The organism is Streptomyces sp. NBC_00083, assembly GCF_026343295.1.
In the GTDB taxonomy this organism is placed as follows: Bacteria; Actinomycetota; Actinomycetes; order Streptomycetales; family Streptomycetaceae; genus Streptomyces.
Genome location: NZ_JAPELY010000001.1, coordinates 1,004,123 through 1,019,984 on the forward strand (window position 1 = coordinate 1,004,123; position 15,862 = coordinate 1,019,984).

General features: G+C 71.3%; 13 protein-coding genes. 3 read left to right on the forward strand and 10 right to left on the reverse strand.

Annotation, left to right across the window (positions count from 1 at the left end; all coding sequences use genetic code 11):
• Nucleotides 1–16 precede the first annotated feature (16 nt).
• From OOJ98_RS04285 to OOJ98_RS04305, 5 genes are read right to left on the reverse strand one after another with little or no spacing between them, the layout of a single operon-like run.
• Complete coding sequence (locus OOJ98_RS04285) at nt 17–1,591, reverse strand: acyl-CoA carboxylase subunit beta (protein WP_267055507.1); 1,575 nt, start codon at nt 1,589–1,591, stop codon at nt 17–19.
• Nucleotides 1,584–2,618 carry a Gfo/Idh/MocA family protein gene (locus OOJ98_RS04290; protein ID WP_267053258.1) on the reverse strand — a complete coding sequence of 345 codons (1,035 nt, stop codon included), beginning with the start codon at nt 2,616–2,618 and terminating at the stop codon, nt 1,584–1,586. Before OOJ98_RS04290 ends, OOJ98_RS04285 begins: the two co-directional genes overlap by 8 nt.
• Nucleotides 2,611–4,068 carry an NDP-hexose 2,3-dehydratase family protein gene (locus tag OOJ98_RS04295; protein WP_267053259.1) on the reverse strand — a complete coding sequence of 486 codons (1,458 nt, stop codon included), beginning with the start codon at nt 4,066–4,068 and terminating at the stop codon, nt 2,611–2,613. Before OOJ98_RS04295 ends, OOJ98_RS04290 begins: the two co-directional genes overlap by 8 nt.
• Nucleotides 4,069–4,119: 51 nt before the next feature.
• A complete protein-coding gene (rfbH, locus tag OOJ98_RS04300) occupies nt 4,120–5,421 on the reverse strand; it encodes a lipopolysaccharide biosynthesis protein RfbH (protein ID WP_267053260.1) in 1,302 nt (433 codons plus the stop codon).
• A 39-nt stretch (nt 5,422–5,460) separates the two neighbouring features.
• Nucleotides 5,461–6,489: an NAD(P)-dependent oxidoreductase gene (locus OOJ98_RS04305; protein ID WP_267053261.1), complete on the reverse strand. Its 1,029-nt coding sequence runs from the start codon at nt 6,487–6,489 to the stop codon at nt 5,461–5,463.
• A gap of 122 nt (nt 6,490–6,611) precedes the next feature.
• Between OOJ98_RS04305 and OOJ98_RS04310 the strand changes: the two genes are divergently transcribed.
• Nucleotides 6,612–7,238 (forward strand): dTDP-4-dehydrorhamnose 3,5-epimerase family protein, encoded by a 627-nt coding sequence (locus OOJ98_RS04310; RefSeq protein ID WP_267053262.1) that lies wholly within the window; start codon nt 6,612–6,614, stop codon nt 7,236–7,238.
• Between the two features lie 428 nt (nt 7,239–7,666).
• On the opposite strand, the gene OOJ98_RS04315 is transcribed toward OOJ98_RS04310, so the two are convergent.
• The 5 genes from OOJ98_RS04315 to OOJ98_RS04335 form a co-directional block, all read right to left on the reverse strand.
• Nucleotides 7,667–9,271 (reverse strand): FAD-dependent oxidoreductase, encoded by a 1,605-nt coding sequence (locus OOJ98_RS04315; RefSeq protein WP_267053263.1) that lies wholly within the window; start codon nt 9,269–9,271, stop codon nt 7,667–7,669.
• Nucleotides 9,268–10,257, reverse strand: a complete 990-nt coding sequence (rfbB, locus tag OOJ98_RS04320; RefSeq protein ID WP_267055508.1) for a dTDP-glucose 4,6-dehydratase — start codon at nt 10,255–10,257, stop codon at nt 9,268–9,270. The genes OOJ98_RS04315 and rfbB overlap by 4 nt, the downstream gene beginning before the upstream one ends.
• A 56-nt stretch (nt 10,258–10,313) precedes the next feature.
• A complete protein-coding gene (locus OOJ98_RS04325; protein WP_267053264.1) occupies nt 10,314–11,381 on the reverse strand; it encodes a glucose-1-phosphate thymidylyltransferase in 1,068 nt (355 codons plus the stop codon).
• A 97-nt stretch (nt 11,382–11,478) separates the two neighbouring features.
• Entirely contained in the window at nt 11,479–12,078 is a 600-nt protein-coding gene (gene ssuE, locus OOJ98_RS04330; protein WP_267053265.1) for an NADPH-dependent FMN reductase, read from the reverse strand.
• A gap of 77 nt (nt 12,079–12,155) precedes the next feature.
• Nucleotides 12,156–13,298: a MupA/Atu3671 family FMN-dependent luciferase-like monooxygenase gene (locus tag OOJ98_RS04335; RefSeq protein WP_267053266.1), complete on the reverse strand. Its 1,143-nt coding sequence runs from the start codon at nt 13,296–13,298 to the stop codon at nt 12,156–12,158.
• 310 nt (nt 13,299–13,608) lie between these two features.
• Between OOJ98_RS04335 and OOJ98_RS04340 the strand changes: the two genes are divergently transcribed.
• A complete protein-coding gene (locus OOJ98_RS04340; protein WP_267053267.1) occupies nt 13,609–15,138 on the forward strand; it encodes a class I adenylate-forming enzyme family protein in 1,530 nt (509 codons plus the stop codon).
• A gap of 40 nt (nt 15,139–15,178) precedes the next feature.
• Complete coding sequence (locus OOJ98_RS04345) at nt 15,179–15,442, forward strand: phosphopantetheine-binding protein (RefSeq protein ID WP_267053268.1); 264 nt, start codon at nt 15,179–15,181, stop codon at nt 15,440–15,442.
• Nucleotides 15,443–15,862: the final 420 nt, after the last annotated feature.

Here is a 15,862-nt window from a genome sequence, read left to right on the forward strand (position 1 = left end):
GCTCCTTGCTCCGGGATCACTGCGGGGGGTTGCCGTGCTTGCGGGACGGCAGATCGGCATGCTTGGTGCGGAGCATCGCCAGGGCGGCGGCCAGCACCGCCCTCGTCTCGGCCGGGTCGATCACGTCGTCCACCAGGCCGCGCTCGGCGGCGTAGTACGGGTGCATCAGCTCCGACTTGTACGCCGCGATCTTCTCGGCGCGCACCGCCTCCGGGTCGGCCGAACTCGCGATCTCCCGGCGGAAGATGACGTTGGCCGCGCCCTCCGCGCCCATCACGGCGATCTCGTTGGTGGGCCACGCGTAGGTGAGGTCAGCGCCGATGGACTGCGAGTCCATGACGATGTACGCGCCGCCGTACGCCTTGCGCAGGATCAGCGAGATCCGCGGCACCGTCGCGTTGCAGTACGCGTACAACAGCTTCGCGCCGTGCCGGATGATGCCGCCGTGCTCCTGCGATACACCCGGCAGGAAGCCCGGGACGTCGACCAGGGTCAGCAGCGGGATGTTGAACGCGTCGCAGAGCTGGACGAACCGGGCCGCCTTCTCGCTCGCCTCGATGTCGAGGACACCCGCCAGGAACTGGGGCTGGTTGGCCAGGATGCCCACCACCCGCCCGTCGATCCGGGCCAGCGCGCAGATGATGTTGCGGGCCCAGTGCTCGTGGACTTCGAGCAGGTCGCCGTGGTCGACGATCTCCTCCAGGACCTTGCGCATGTCGTACGGGCGGTTGCCGTCGGCCGGCACCAGGTCGAGCAGCACGTCGTTGCGCCGGTCCGCCGGGTCGTCGCCGGGCGGCAGCGGCGGCGGCATCTCGCGGTTGTTCGACGGCAGCATCGAGATCAGGTAGCGGACCTCCGCCAGGCACGTCTCCTCGTCGTCGTGGACGAAGTGGGCCACACCCGACACCCCGGCGTGCACGTCCGCGCCGCCGAGTCCGTTCTGCGTGATCTCCTCGCCCGTCACCGCCTGCACCACGTCCGGTCCCGTGATGAACATCTGGGACGTCACACGGACCATGAACACGAAGTCGGTCAGGGCGGGGGAGTAGGCCGCGCCGCCCGCGCAGGGGCCGAGCATCACGCTGATCTGCGGGATGACACCGGACGCCTTGGTGTTGCGCTGGAAGATGCCGCCGTATCCGGCGAGCGCGGAGACGCCCTCCTGGATACGGGCGCCCGCACCGTCGTTCAGCGACACCAGCGGAGCGCCGGCCGCGATGGCCATGTCCATGATCTTGTGGATCTTCGTGGCATGGGCTTCGCCGAGCGCGCCGCCGAAGATCCGGAAGTCGTGGGCGTACACGAAGACCGTGCGGCCCTCCACCGTCCCCCACCCGGTGACGACACCGTCGGTGTACGGCTTCTTCGCCTCCAGGCCGAAGCCCACCGCCCGGTGGCGGCGCAGCTGCTCGACCTCCTGGAAGGTACCCGGGTCGAGGAGCAGGTCGATGCGTTCGCGGGCGGTGAGCTTGCCCTTGGCGCGCTGGGCCTCGGTGGCCTTCTCGCTCGGCCCGAGCCTCGCCTGCTCGCGCAGGACGTGCAGTTCGGCGACGCGCACCGCCGCGGTCCCCGGCGTCGGCTGCTCAGTCACGGTCACGGTCGGTCCCTTCCTCATCCGAAGTCGAAATAGAACGCGGCGCCCACGCGTGCGTCGCCCGCGCACGGACCGCGTCCAGCAGGCTCGCCTGCTCCAGGCACTCCCCGGCGTCCGGCGACTCGACGGCGCCCGAGCGCACCGCGCCGACGAACGCCCGTACGGTGGCGGCGACTTGGTCGTGCGGTGCCAGCGTCAGCTCGCGCGGGCCGTGCGCGTCCGTGATCCACACCGCCGGCTTGTGGTCGGCGGGCGGAGTGAACGCCGGCTCGACGCGGATCCGCCCCTCGCTGCCCCACAGCTCGTACGCCGAGCGGTACGCGTGCTCCATGCCGAACGCCAGCTGCCCGAGCACCCCGGCGGGGGAGCGGACCAGCACCGCGCCCGATGTCTCCACCGCCGAGCCTTCCGCACTCTCCAGGGCGGCCCCGACGATCTCCAGGCCGGCGCCCAGGAAGTACAGCGCGGCCCGCACCGGGTAGTAGCCGACGTCCAGGAGGGCGCCGCCGCCCAGTTCGGGGCGGTGCCTGATGTTCCCGGCCGGCAGCGCCGGGATCGCGAACGCCGCGCTGAACGCCCGCAGTTGCCCGATGGCCCCGCTCGTCACCAGCTCCCGCACCACCGAGTGCTGGGGATGATGGACGAACATGACGTTCTCCATCAGGACCAGGCCCGAGGCGCGCGCCAGGGCGAGCAGTGCCTCGGTGGTGGCCCGGTCCGCGGTGAGCGGCTTCTCCGCCAGGACGTGCTTGCCCGCGCGCAGCGCCCGGCCCGCCCACTCGGCGTGCAGGGAGATCGGCAGCGGCACGTACACCGCGTCGACGTCGTCCCGGGTCAGGACCGCGTCGTAGCTCTCGACCGCGGCGCAGCCGAACTGGGCCGCGACCTCCCGAGCGCGGCCGCCGTCCCGGCTCGCCACCGCGGTCAGCTCGATGTCCGGGTCGGCCGCCATGGCGGGCAGCACCCGGCGGCGGGCGATGTCGGCGGTGCCGAGGACGGCGATGCGCAGGGGTCGTTCAGTCATGCGTCAGATGTCCCATGGCGTTGAGGCAGGCGAGGAGCGTCCTGGCCTGCACATTGACATAGTGGCCGTGCTTGATCAGCGCAGTCAGCTGACTGATCGTCACCCACTGGTACCCCGTGGGCGGTTCGATCGGTGCCTCCTGCTCGTCCGCCTCGATGACCAGGTAGCGGTTCTCGGCGTACAGGAACCGGCCGCCCTCCTCGGAGTGGATGGCGTCGTAGCGGATCCGCTCGGGCGCCGCCTCCAGGACCAGGTCCAGGAAGGGCGGGCGGACCTGGAGGCCCTCGAAGTTGTCCGGGGAGCACTGCACGGTGGGGGCCAGCTCGACCGTGTCGAGGAAACCGCCCTCGACCTTCGCGTTGGCCAGGACGTGCAGCACCCCGTCGAACGAGCGGGTCAGGAAGGCCGCGATGCCCCGGCTGCACGGCTCGATCAGCGGCTGGGTCCAGCTGGTCACCTCGCGGTTGCCGGCCTGCACCTCGACGGCGACCACATTGAACCAGCGCCCGTCGTCCTTGCCGATGCGCGCCTCGTCCCGGGTCCAGCCCGGCACGTCGTCCAGCGGTATCCGGTCCGCCTGCACGTCGTAGCGCGAACGCTCCGCGGTGAACCAGGACAGCAGGTCGACGTCGGTGAGCAGCGCGCCGGCCCGCGGGTCGCGCGAACGGGACAGGGCGTGGCTGAAGGCGTCGCCGCGGGCCGGACCCGCGCTGTAGGCGGGCAGACAGGCCAGGACCGTGCGCGAGTCCATGTTCACCAGGTTGTCCTGGTGCAGGAGCTCGGAGATCTGGCCCAGGGTCAGCCAGCAGAAGTCCTCGTCGAGCGGGACGTCGCCGTCCACCTCGACGATCATGTTGCGGTTGCTCTTGTGGTAGAACCACGAGCCGTGCTCGGACTGGAGCACATCGGCGAGGATGCGGCCCCGCCCACTGCCCGTGAAGTACTCGATGTACTTCACGTCCGTGCCCTGGTGGACCTTGGTGTAGTTGCTGCGCGTGGCCTGCACCGTGGGGGAGAGCTGGAGCAGATTGCGGTTGCCCGGCTCCATCTTCGCCTGCATCAGGAAGTGCAGGACGCCGTCGAACTCCTTGACCAGGATGCCGAGGATGCCGACCTCGGGCTGCTTGATGATCGGCTGGTACCACTCCTTGTGCGGGCCGTCGTCGGTGGTGACGTGCAGCCCCTCGACGCTGAAGAAGCGGCCGCTGGAGTGCACCAGGTTCCCGGTGTCCGGCTCGAAGGACCAGCCGCGCAGCTTGGAGAACGGGATGCGCTCGATGTGGAAGCGCCCCGCCTTCCTGCGCTCGGCGAACCAGTGGTGGAACTCCCCGGTGGTCAGGAGTCCGCCGGTGATGGCCGCGGACGCCGCGATCCGGTCGGCGACCGACACCGGCTCACGGGGCTGGACCACCGGCTGAAGCTCAGTCAGCTCCGCAAGTGTCGACGACATGTACGCTCTCTCCTCGTCAAGGGTGCTGGGGTTGAGGGGTGTCGGGGGACGTCACCAGCCGGCGACGAAGTCCCGGATCGAGGCCGTCATGAAGTCGGTGTGCTCGTCGGTGAGGCCGGGGTAGACGCCGATCCAGAAGGTCTGCTCGGTGATGATGTCGGAGTTGGTCAGGTCGCCCACGATGCGGTGCGGGGCGTCCACGTAGGCGGGCTGGCGGGTCAGGTTGCCGGCGAACAGGTTGCGCGTGCCGATCTTCCGCTCCTCCAGGAAGTTCACCAACTCCTTGCGCTTGAACGGCGCGTCGGGGTCGACCGTGATGACGAACCCGAACCAGCTGGGCTCGCTGCCGAGGGTGGCCTCCGGCAGGATCAGGTGCGGCACACCTTCGAGACCCTCGCGCAGGCGCTGCCAGTTGCGGCGGCGCGCCGCGGTGAAGGCGTCGACCTTGTCGAGCTGGGTCAGCCCGAGCGCGGCCTGGAGGTCGGTGGCCTTCAGGTTGTAGCCGATGTGGGAGTAGATGTACTTGTGGTCGTAGCCGGCCGGCAGGGTGCCCAGCTGGTACTGGAAGCGCTTGAAGCAGCGGTCGCTCTCGCCCGGCTCGCACCAGCAGTCCCGGCCCCAGTCGCGCAGCGACTCCACGATACGGGCCAGCGCCAGGTTCGAGGTGAGCACGCAGCCGCCCTCGCCCATCGTCAGGTGGTGCGCCGGGTAGAAGCTCACCGTCGTCAAGTCACCGAAGGTACCGGTGAGTTGACCGCTGTAGAGCGAGCCGACCGCGTCGCAGTTGTCCTCGATGAGGAAGAGGTCGTTCTCCTCGGCGATCTGCGCGACCTCGGCGACCTCGAAGGGGTTGCCCAGCGCGTGCGCGACCATGATGGCGCGGGTCTTGGGGCCGACGGCGGCCTTGATGCGCTCGGCGGTCGTGTTGTACGTCTTCAGCTCGACGTCGACGAAGACCGGGATGAGCCCGTTCTGCAGGATCGGGTTGACGGTGGTCGGGAAGCCCGCGGCCACCGTGATGACCTCGTCGCCCGGCTTGAGGGCGCGCTCCTCCAGGTGCGGCGAGGTGAGCGCCGACATGGCCAGCAGGTTGGCCGACGAACCGGAGTTCACCAGGTGCGCCTTGCGCCGCTTCATGTAGCGCGCGAAGCGGGACTCGAACTTGCGGGAGCTGGTGCCGGCGGCTATCCGCATGTCGAGCGCCGCCTCGACCAGGGCCACCCGGTCCGCCGGTTCGAGGACCGCGCCGGAGGGCCAGATCTCGCTGACGCCCGGCACGAACTCGCCGGACGGCTCCTTCTCCAGGTGGTACTCCCGCACCTGTTCGAGAATCCGTGCCTTGGTGTCACTCATTTTGGCTGCCTCCATGGTCGTCAGTTCGGCACGAAGCCCTCAGCGGTGATCCGACACGGCCATAGTTGTGGGGACGACTTGAAGGGCACTGGACAACGGCTCGCGATGACCGCCGGCCCCGGCCCGCGCGTGCGCCAGCAGGTCGCGCAGCGAATCGTCCAGGCTGCGCCGCGGCGACCAGCCGAGCAGTCGCCGCGCCCGCCGGATGTCCATGCGCTGCCACTCGGCCTCCGGAGGCCGGCCGCCGGCGCTCGGCGTCTCCACGATCTCGGCGGCGGCGCCCGCGAGCTCGGTCAGACGCACCACCAGGCTGCGCACCGAAGTCGCCTGCCCGCCACCGATGTTGAACACCTGCCCGCTCACATCGGAGCGGGCCGCGGCGAGCGCCGCGTCCGCCACGTCCCGTACGTCCACGAAATCGCGGTGGGCAAGGAGCGGGGCGAGCCGCAACGGCTCCGGGGCGGAGGTCGCGAGATGGTGGGCGACCATGCCGAGCAGGCTCGCCCGGTGGGTGCCCGGACCCGACACGTTCGACACCCGCAACACCAGACCCTCCGCCCGGCCCGCCGCCACCGCGTCGAGCAGCGCCCGCGCCCCGGCCAGCTTGGAACGGCCGTACGGGGTGACCGGCGCGGTCGGCGTGGACTCGGTGATGCCGGTGCGCGGCACCGGGCCGTACTCGTGCACCGAGCCGAGCTGGATCAGCCGGGGCCGCGCTGCGAGGGGGGCGGTCGCGGCTACCAGGCGCTCCACGAGAGCGGTGTTGGCGCGCGTCATGTCGTCCTCGGTGGCCTGCCACACCGCGCCCGCCGCGTTCACCACCGCCGCCGCGCCCCGTTCGGCGAGCAGCGCCGCGATCCGGTCCGGTTCCGCACTCACCACATCAACGGGCAGTACGTCGTACGGAGTTGCGGGGCCGTGAACGCTGCGGGCGACACCCGTCACCGTCCAGCCCGCCGCGTCGAACACCTCGCAGACGTGCCGGCCCACGAACCCCGTGGCGCCCAGCACCACCACCGATCCGGCCGCGCCGCCCCTGCCGCCTGCTCTTCGGTCGTTCACCGACACCGTGACTACCTCCTGTATGCGCGGTTTGAGCGGCACTGTGGCGCGTGGCGCTCGGGGGCCGCTGGACAGGTGGTCATGCGGCGCTACCGGAACTTGAGTACGGGCGCCTACCGTCCGCCACCATGAGGATCGAAGAGACCGCCGTACCGGACGCGTACCGCATCATGCCGAAGCTGCTGACGGACCCCCGCGGCAGTTTCCACGAGTCATACCGCTACGACCTGCTCGCCGCCGAGACCGGGCACGAGTTCGTGCCGCGCCAGGTCAACTACTCGGCCTCCTCGCGCAACACGGTGCGCGGGCTGCACGGCGTGACCATCCCGCCGGGCCAGGCCAAGCTGGTCAGCTGCGTGCGTGGGGCGCTCCTCGACGTGGTCGTCGACGTCCGCGTGGGCTCGCCCACGTTCGGCGAGCACGTGACGACGGTGCTCGACGCGCGGGACGGGCGGGCGATGTTCGTGGCGGAGGGGCTCGCGCACGGGTTCGTGGCGCTGACCGACGACACGTGCATCAGCTACCTGTGCTCCACCGAGTACGTGCCCGGTACGCAGCTCGACCTGCGGGCGTTCGACCCCGAGCTCGGGCTGCCGTGGGCCCGTTGGCTCACGGGGGACGCGGTGCTGTCCGAGAAGGATGCGGCGGCACCTACGGTGGGTGAGGCGGGAGAGCGCGGGTTGCTGCCCACGTATGCGCAGTGTCTCTCCCTGTACGGGAGGGGTCTGGAGCGGGCGCGGGGTGCGGCGGCCTAGCGGGACGAATTCTTCAGCGCCCCTGCGCACTCGATGCCGGGCGGTGTCGGCATAGCCGGCCGGTCCGGCGTTTGAGGACGAGCGCCCTTCAGGCGCGAACGGGGTCTGGGGCGGAGCCCCAGGAGTCTGTACCTGAGCCCCTCCGGACCCGGGGGTGTCCCCCCAGCTCCCTTCCCACCCCCGGAGGGTTTCGGGAAGGGGCGGGGTGGGGCGTCCCGGGGCCTGGGGCGAAGCCCCAGCGACCCCGGCCGCCGTTCGTCCGCGGACCGTGCTGGGGCACCCGCGCAGTTCCCCGCGCCCCCAAGACTAGGTAGGGAACCCGGCGTGCCAAGGCCGCCCGCGTCCCCAGAACAACGTAGGGCACCCTGCGTGCCCAGCCGTTTGGGCCCGCTTCCGGAGTGATCCGGGGGCGGGCCCAAGGCGTTGGGTCAGTGGGTCAGTTGGGGGGAAGGGGCGGGGCTGAGGCCCAGGGAGGCGAGTGCGGTCGACGGGGACTCCTTTGCTGTGCCCCTCGCGGACAGGTAGCCGTCGGGGCGGATCAGGAGCCAGGTGCCCTCGGGGGCGCCCAGGGCGGTGGACAGATGGCCCGCCGGGTCGGACAGGGCGTCCGGGCCGGAGGCGTTGACCGTGCGGACGCGTACCGAGGGGCCGAAGTGGTCCTCGGGCGCGGCGCCGAAGGTGAGCAACAGCCATTCGGGCCGCTGGAGTTCGGCGACCATCTCCTGCCAGCCGGGGCTGGTCGCCAGGAGCGGTGCGGTGACCCGGGCGACCCGCTCGCCGGGGCGCACCCCGGGTGACGGGGCGGAGGCGTGGGCCAGGGGGCCGGCCGCGTAGCCGAGGCCGAGCGCCGACATGCCGCCCATGATCTTGCGCTGGATGCGGCCCTTGACCGGGGGCAGCGAGCGCAGCACCGTGAACGCGGCGCGCAGCGCGGCCGCCGCCCTGCGGCTCTTGAGCTGGACCAGCATCGTCGCCATCTTGGTGGTGCGCAGCAACTCCGCTCCCACCGGCACCCGTTCGTCGCTGTAGCTGTTCATGAGCGACTCCGGGGCCTCGCCGCGCAGCACCGCGGCGAGCTTCCAGGACAGGTTGACCGCGTCCTGGACACCGGTGTTCATGCCCTGCCCGGAGGCCGGGCTGTGGACGTGGGCGGCGTCGCCGGCGAGCAGCACCCGGCCGTGGCGCATCTGGGCGATCATCCGCTGCTGGATGGTGAACACCGAGACCCAGGAGGGCGATTCGACCACGGCCGGCTTGCCCGTACCCGTGGCGATCTTCGCCGAGAAGCGCCGGGCCACCATCGCGTCGTCGCCGCCGTAGGACGTCTCCGCGGTGTCGAGCAGGCGCCACTTGCCGGGCTCGGGGAACGGCACCATCATCACGGTGCCGGTGGGCGTGCGCATCCAGTGGATGCTGTCCTTCGGCAGGTCGCAGTGGACGGTCGCGTCCGCGATCAGCCACGTCTCGCTCGACTCGCCCTCCAGCTTGAGGCCGAGCTGCTTGCGGATGGTGCTGTGGCCGCCGTCGGTGCCGACCAGCCAGTCGGCCGTCACGGTCTCGGCCGTGCCGTCGGTGTGGACGAGGGAGGCCCGTACGCCGTCGGCGCCGAGGTCCTCGAACTCGGTGAGGCGCACGCCCCATTCGACCTCCACGCCCCGGCGGGCCGCCGCGGTGCGCAGCACCTCCTCGGTGATGACCTGGTCGACCATCAGCGTGAACGGGAAGCGGGTGGGCAGCCGGCTGTAGTCGGTGTCGAAGCGGATCAGGCGGCGGCCGTTCTGGTGCAGCGTGAAGTGCTCCACCCGCTGGCCGCGCGGCAGCAGCTCGTCCAGGATGCCCATCTGGTCGTACGTCTCAAGGGTGCGGGCGTGCGTGGCGAGCGCCCGGCTGGTGGTGGCGGGGCCGGCCGCCGCGTCCACGAGCCGGACCCGGACGCCGTGCCGGGCCAGCTCGTGGGCGGCGCTCAGCCCGACCGGCCCGGCGCCCACGACCAGCACCTGGGGTGCGGGCGCCGTCTCGTTGAGCAGTGTCACTTCTGACCCTCCTGCGGCGCGTGCTTGACCGCCTTCCACCAGCCCGGGTTGTCGCGGTACCAGGCGGCGGTCTCGGCGAGGCCGTCCTCGAAGGAGATCCGCGGCGCGTAGCCGAGCTCCTCGGCGATCTTCGCCTCGCTCAGCGAGTACCGCAGGTCGTGGCCCTTGCGGTCGGCGACCCGGACCACCTTCGACCAGTCGTTGCCGGTCAGCTCCAGGAGGCGCTCGGTGATCTGGCGGTTGGTCTGCTCGTTTCCGCCACCCACGTTGTAGATCTCTCCCGCGCGGCCCCGGGTGAGCACCAGCTGGATGGCGCGGCAGTGGTCGTCGACGTGCAGCCACTCGCGGATGTTGGCGCCCTCGCCGTACAGCGGGACCGTCTCGCCTTCGAGCAGGTTGGTCACGAAGCGCGGGATGAGCTTCTCGGGGTGCTGGTAGGGCCCGTAGTTGTTGGAGCAGCGGGTGATCGACACGTTCAGGCCGTGGGTGCGCCAGTAGGCGCGGGTGATGAGGTCCGAGCCGGCCTTGGACGCGGCGTACGGGGAGTTGGGAAGGAGCGGCCACTCCTCGGTCCAGGAGCCCTCGTCGATGGAGCCGTACACCTCGTCGGTGGAGACGTGCACCACGCGGCGCACCCCGGAGCGCAGCGCGGCCTCCATCACGTTCTGGGTGCCGCCGACGTTGGTGGCGATGAACTCGGCGGCCGACTCCAGGGAGCGGTCCACGTGGGACTCCGCCGCGAAGTGGACGACCGCGTCGTGGCCCGGAAACAGCTCCAGGAGCAGCGGAAGGTCGCAGATGTCGCCCTCGACGAAGGTCAGCCGTGGGTCCTCGGCCGGCAGGTTCTCCCGGTTGCCGGCGTAGGTGAGCTTGTCGAGGACGGTCACCTCGGCGTTCTCGTACCCCTCGTAGCCGCCCGCGAGGAGCGTGCGCACGTAGTGCGAGCCGATGAAGCCGGCGCCGCCGGTGACCAGGATCTTGTTCATGCCGTCCTTCTCCGTACCGCTCTGCTCCGTGCCGTCCTGCTGGGTGCCGGTGTTCGTCATGCCGCGACCTCCACGCGGGTGTGGTCGCCGACCACCAGACGGTGGTGGCGGCTGGCCAGGTCGATGCCCGTGACCGCGGCGCCCCTGCCGAGCAGGGAGCCGTGCAGGCCCCGCACCGCGGAGATCGTCGCACCGTCGAGGGCGATCGAGTAGTCGAGATGGGTGCCGGACAGGACGCAGTCCCGGCCGATGGACGTGTGCGGTCCGACGTGGCTGTCCTCCAGGACGGTGCCCGCGCCGATCACGACGGGGCCCTCCACGAACGACCGGGTGATCTTCGCGCCGGGCTCCACGACGACCGCGCCGATCAGCACGCTCTGGTCGTCGACGTCGCCCTCCACACGGCGCGTGATGCCGTCGAGGAGCATCTGGTTGCACTCCAGGACGTCCTCGACGCGGCCGGTGTCCTTCCAGTACCCGGAGTACTCCTGGGCCCGGACGGTCGCGCCGCTGGTCACCAGCCACTGGATGGCGTCGGTGATCTCCAGCTCGCCGCGCGCGCTCGGCACGATCGAGTCGACGGCCTCGTGGATGGCCGGGGTGAAGAAGTAGACGCCGATGAGCGCCAGGTTGGAGCGCGGCACCGGGGGCTTCTCGACGAGCCGCTCCACCACACCGGTCGCGTCGACCTCGGCGACGCCGAAGGCGCGCGGGTCCTCGACCTGGGCGACGAGCACCTGCGCGGCGGGGCGCAGCGCGTGGAACTCGGCGGCCGCCTCGGCGATGCCGTCGGGCAGCATGTTGTCGCCGAGGTACATCACGAAGTCGTCGTCGCCGAGGAAGTCCTGGGCGAGCTGCACGCACTGGGCGAGGCCCTTGGGGCTCTCCTGCGGGATGTACGTGATCTCGACGCCGAGCCGGGACCCGTCGCCGAGCGCCTCGGCGATCTCCTCGACGTGGTTGCCGACGATGATGCCGATCTCGGTGACACCGAGGTCACGGATGTTGTCGAGCACCCGCTCAAGGACGGGCTTGTTGGCGATCGGGATGAGCTGCTTGGGCATGGAGTAGCTGAACGGGCGCAGTCGGCTTCCCGTACCGCCGCTCAGAACCAGAGCCTTCATGGGGTCCTCTTCTGTGGTGGTTACGTCGTGTTCGACACATCAACAGGCACATGAATAGGGGATGTTGAGGAGCGCGGGATGGTCCCGTGGCCGCGGGTCAGGCGGCGGACACCAGCCGGACGGCCGGGGCGGTGGCCCCGGTGACGCCGTCGGCGGTGCTCTCGGTGAGGCTCTCCACCAGGTCGGCGAAGGTGTCGGTGGCCTCGTGCAGCAGGGCCTCGGTCTCGGGCTCCAGGCCGGCGAAACCGCACGGGCCCTTGCGGATGCCGCCCGCGTGCACGAAGAAGCTCTCCGAGATGGCCCGGGGCTTCATCGACATCAGCACCGGGCGCAGCCCGTAGTCGAGGGCGAGCACATGGGCGAGCGAGCCGCCGGTGGCCAGCGGCAGCACCACCTTGCCCGCGAGGCCGAACTGCGGAAGGACGTCGAGGAAGGACTTGAGCAGCCCCGAGCAGCCCGCCTTGTAGACCGGGGTGGCCAGGACCACGGCGTCGGCCGCCGCGAACAGGGCCGCCGCGTCGGCGAGCCGGGGGTTGCTGAGGTCGGCCCGCAGGAGTTCGGCCGCGGGCAGGGTGCGCACGGCGAGCGACTCCACCCGGTGCCCGCGGGCCGCGAGCCGTTCCGCGGCGAGGGTGAGGACCTGGTGGGTGCTGGAGACCGGCGACGGACTGCCGGAGACGGCGAGGATCGTCGGCATGGACAACCTCCTGGGATAAGAAGGGAGTTGCTCGTGGTCAAGTCTGGGCACCGGGCGGCGGTGCCGCCCGGCCGGTGTCAGGCGACGAGGGCGGGCTCGGCCGCCGCGGCCGCCTCGCGGCGCACCGCGGCGAGGCGCGCGAGGGAGGCGAGCACGAGCTCCGGGTCGGCGACGAAGTCCACCAGGCAGGCGATCTCGTCGACGCCGGCCGCCCGCACCCGGCGCGCCGTCTCGGTGCACTCCTCGACCGAGCCGATCAGCGAGTTGCCGGACAGGTAGCGGTTGAGTCCGAGCTCGGCGAGCTTGCGCTGCGCCTTCACCGCGGACAGCACCTCGCGGCCCTGCTTGTTGCCGCTCATCCGGCCGCCGGCCTCGACCGCGAGGGCCTCCAGGTCGATGGCGGAGAGCAGATAGTCGCGCAGGCTGCCGCCGCCGACCCGGCGGGCCTCGTCGGCGTCGTCGGCGACATAGGTGTGCATCATCACGGTGATCGTGCCGGGGCCCTCCCAGCCGGCCTCGGCGCGCGCCGTCCGGTACAGGGCGATCTTGTCGCCGAGCGACTCGACGTCCTGGTTCTCCAGGTGGGTCAGGATGTTGCAGCCCAGCCGGCCCGCCTCGCGGAACGTGCCCTCGCTGCGCGACGCGGTCACCCACACCGACAGCTCGTCCTGGACCGGACGCGGGAAGACGGGCAACGTGGTCTCGACACCCAGCGGGTTCGGGCCGGTCCAGTGCCCGGTGCGCCAGGCGGTCCTGATGTCACCGACATCCTTGATCATCTGCTCGCGCCGGGTCTCGTACTTGTCCGGCGCGATCACGAAGTCGTTGACGTTCCAGCCCGAGCCCACCGAGATCGCGACCCGGCCGCCCGATATGCCGTCCACCATCGCGAAGTCCTCGACGATGCGGGCGGCCGGGTGCAGCGGCGTCACGACGCTGCCGGCCCGGATCTGGATGCGGCTGGTCACCGCGGCGATCGCCGCCGAGGTCACCGCGGGGTTCGGGAAGGCTCCGCCGAACCGGTGGAAGTGGCGCTCGGGCGTCGATACGAAACCGAAGCCGAGCTCGTCGGCGCGGCGGGCCGCGTCGAGCATCAGACGGTAGGTCTCCTGAGCCCGGTCGCCGACCGCGGCGAAGAAGAAGACACCGAAGTCCAGCGGCTGCTCACCTGCCGAGCCGTCCGCACCCTGGCTGCCGGTCTGCCGGGAATCCGCGTTCATTTAGCGCTGCCTCCTTCCCCGTCGGACCGAGTCGCGGCGGGGTCGTCACCATGGGGGCTTGCTGCCCGGCGACACCATGGGGCGACCTCCTCGCACCGGACTTGAGCCCCGCGCAGGCCCCGATCGCTCCAGCACGGCTCAAGTGCCGCACGAGTACGGCCCGTTGTGATGGATTCGAGCGAGATCCGAGGGAGGCTCCACGGAACCCGGCCCCGGGGGCCGGCGTCCACCGCCGCTCGATCCGGGGTCGAGGCAACCCCGCCACGCTCAGGGTGACCGACTTCCGCTCCGATGACCACGAGGTTGCTGGATGACGACTCAGACGCTGGTTGCCGCGGACACCGGCACCGGCACCGACACCGTCCACGGGCTGCTCGCCGCGGCCGTGGCCACCCGTCCCGACGCCCCCGCGGTGCGCGACGCCTCCGGCGTGTGGACCTACGCGGAACTGGACGCCTGGTCACGGGCGTACGCCGACTGGCTCACCGCCCAGGGTGTGGGGCACGCGGACCGGATCCTCGTCCGCGTCGGCAACACCCGCGAATTCACCGCCCTGATGTTCGGCGCGCTGCGCCGCGGCATCGCGTTCGTGCCGGTCAACCCGGCGATGAAGCGCTTCCACCTGAACACCGTCGTCCCGGACTGCGACCCGGTCCTCGTGATCGGACAGGACACCGACGACACCGCGGTCCTGCGGGAGTTGACCGACAGCCCGGTCTTCGAGCTCGACGCGGTGCGCCGCGGCGCCGAGGCGCTGTACGACGCCGCGCCCGCCGCGCCCGACGAGACGCCCGTCGCCCCCGACGACCTCGGTCTGCTCATCTACACCTCGGGCTCGACCTCCGCGCCCAAGGCCGTGGTCAGCACCCACGCCCCCATCGTCTTCGCCGCCCGCGCCATCCAGGCCCGCCTGGACTACCGCGAGGACGACGTCGTCCTCGTCGCGGTGCCGGTCTCCTTCGACTACGGGCTCTACCAGATCCTGCTCTCCGTCATCGCCGGCGCCCAGGTACTGCTCACCTCGCCGGACCGGCACGTACGCCTCCTGGGCACCCTGCACGAGCACCGGGTCACCGTCGTTCCGCTGGTGCCCTCGCTCGGCGAGATGCTGCTCACGCTCGCGAAGCGGGACCGCCGCGAGGCGCCCCCGGTGCGGCTGTTCACCAACACCGGCGCGGCCCTCACCGGGCCCGTCATCGCCCAGCTGCGCGCGGCCTTCCCGCACGCCCGGGTCTCCCCGATGTTCGGCACCACCGAGTGCAAGCGCATCACTGTCCTCGAACCCGACGGCGACATCGCCCGCCCCGGCTCGGTCGGCCGAGCCCTGGACGGCACCGAGGTGCTGATCCTGGACGACGACGGACGGCTCCTGCCGCCCGGCACCGTCGGCGAGATCTGCGTCCGCGGACCGCACATCATGACCGGCTACTGGCAGGCCCCGGAGCAGACCGCGCTGCGGTTCCGCCCCGACCCCGTCACCGGCGAGACCACCCTGCACACCGGCGACTACGGACACCTCGACGCCGACGGACACCTCTACTTCGAGGGCCGCCGAGACGACCTGTTCAAGCGCAAGGGCGTCCGCATGGGCACCCTGGAGATCGAGACGGCCGCGCTCGACATCGAGGGCGTCACGGCCGCCGCCGCCCTGGCCCCGGCCGAGGGCCACGACCTCACGCTGTACGCCGTCACCGATCTGACGCCCGACGAGGTGCTCGCGCAGCTCACCGAGCGCCTGGAGGCCGCCAAGATCCCCGCCGCCTGCCATCTGCTCGACGCGCTCCCGCTCACCCCGAACGGCAAGACCGACAAGCAGCGCCTGCGCCGCGCACAGAAGTGACCGACTCCCCGAGTCGTCAACCCCGTAAGGAGATTGAGCCATGACCACCACTGACGTCGCGTGGGACGCCGGCTTCACCGAGCTGCTGACCTCGGTCCTGCCCCGGGTCACCGCCCCGCTGGACCCCGCGCTCGACCTCAAGGCCGTCGGCCTGGACTCGATGGCCACCATCGAGCTCCTGGTCCGCCTGGAGGACCAGTACGACGTGGAGATCCCCGAGGACAAGCTCACGGGCGCGACCTTCGCGACCCCGGGCGCGCTGTGGGCGGTCCTCGCCGCGCAGCGCACCGCCGCGCACGCCTGATCGCCACCCCAAGTTTCCGCCGCACCACCCAACCCCCCACCCCTACACGTCCTTTGGAGGACACCACCATGAGCCACCTCATCATCGGTCTCGCCGTCACCGTCGTCGTCTGCCTCGTCGTGAAGTTCGGCGGCGACGCCCTGAAGAAGCGCCGCGGCTGACCTTCCTCGCCGCACCCCGGAGGGGCCCGCCGACCACCCCGGTCGCCGGGCCCCTCCCGCATGCGCCGGGTGCCCTACGTATCTTGGGGGCGCGGGGAACTGCGCGGGTGCCCCAGCACGGTCCGCAGACGAAGACCGGGGTTGCTGGGGCTCCGCCCCAGACCCCGTTCGCGCCTTGAGGGCGCTCGTCCTCAAACGCCGGACGGGCTGAGGACGCTGGGGATCGGCACCCTGCCAAGGGCAGCCCCGATAGGGGCGC

What these genes read in the sequence shown, in the direction of transcription:
- OOJ98_RS04340 (WP_267053267.1), top strand. Translation starts at nt 13,609, where the DNA reads ATGACGACTCAGACGCTGGTTGCCGCGGACACCGGCACCGGCACCGAC.
- OOJ98_RS04325 (WP_267053264.1), bottom strand. Translation starts at nt 11,381, where the DNA reads ATGAAGGCTCTGGTTCTGAGCGGCGGTACGGGAAGCCGACTGCGCCCG.
- OOJ98_RS04310 (WP_267053262.1), top strand. Translation starts at nt 6,612, where the DNA reads ATGAGGATCGAAGAGACCGCCGTACCGGACGCGTACCGCATCATGCCG.
- OOJ98_RS04335 (WP_267053266.1), bottom strand. Translation starts at nt 13,298, where the DNA reads ATGAACGCGGATTCCCGGCAGACCGGCAGCCAGGGTGCGGACGGCTCG.
- OOJ98_RS04290 (WP_267053258.1), bottom strand. Translation starts at nt 2,618, where the DNA reads ATGACTGAACGACCCCTGCGCATCGCCGTCCTCGGCACCGCCGACATC.
- ssuE (WP_267053265.1), bottom strand. Translation starts at nt 12,078, where the DNA reads ATGCCGACGATCCTCGCCGTCTCCGGCAGTCCGTCGCCGGTCTCCAGC.
- rfbB (WP_267055508.1), bottom strand. Translation starts at nt 10,257, where the DNA reads ATGAACAAGATCCTGGTCACCGGCGGCGCCGGCTTCATCGGCTCGCAC.
- rfbH (WP_267053260.1), bottom strand. Translation starts at nt 5,421, where the DNA reads ATGAGTGACACCAAGGCACGGATTCTCGAACAGGTGCGGGAGTACCAC.
- OOJ98_RS04295 (WP_267053259.1), bottom strand. Translation starts at nt 4,068, where the DNA reads ATGTCGTCGACACTTGCGGAGCTGACTGAGCTTCAGCCGGTGGTCCAG.
- OOJ98_RS04345 (WP_267053268.1), top strand. Translation starts at nt 15,179, where the DNA reads ATGACCACCACTGACGTCGCGTGGGACGCCGGCTTCACCGAGCTGCTG.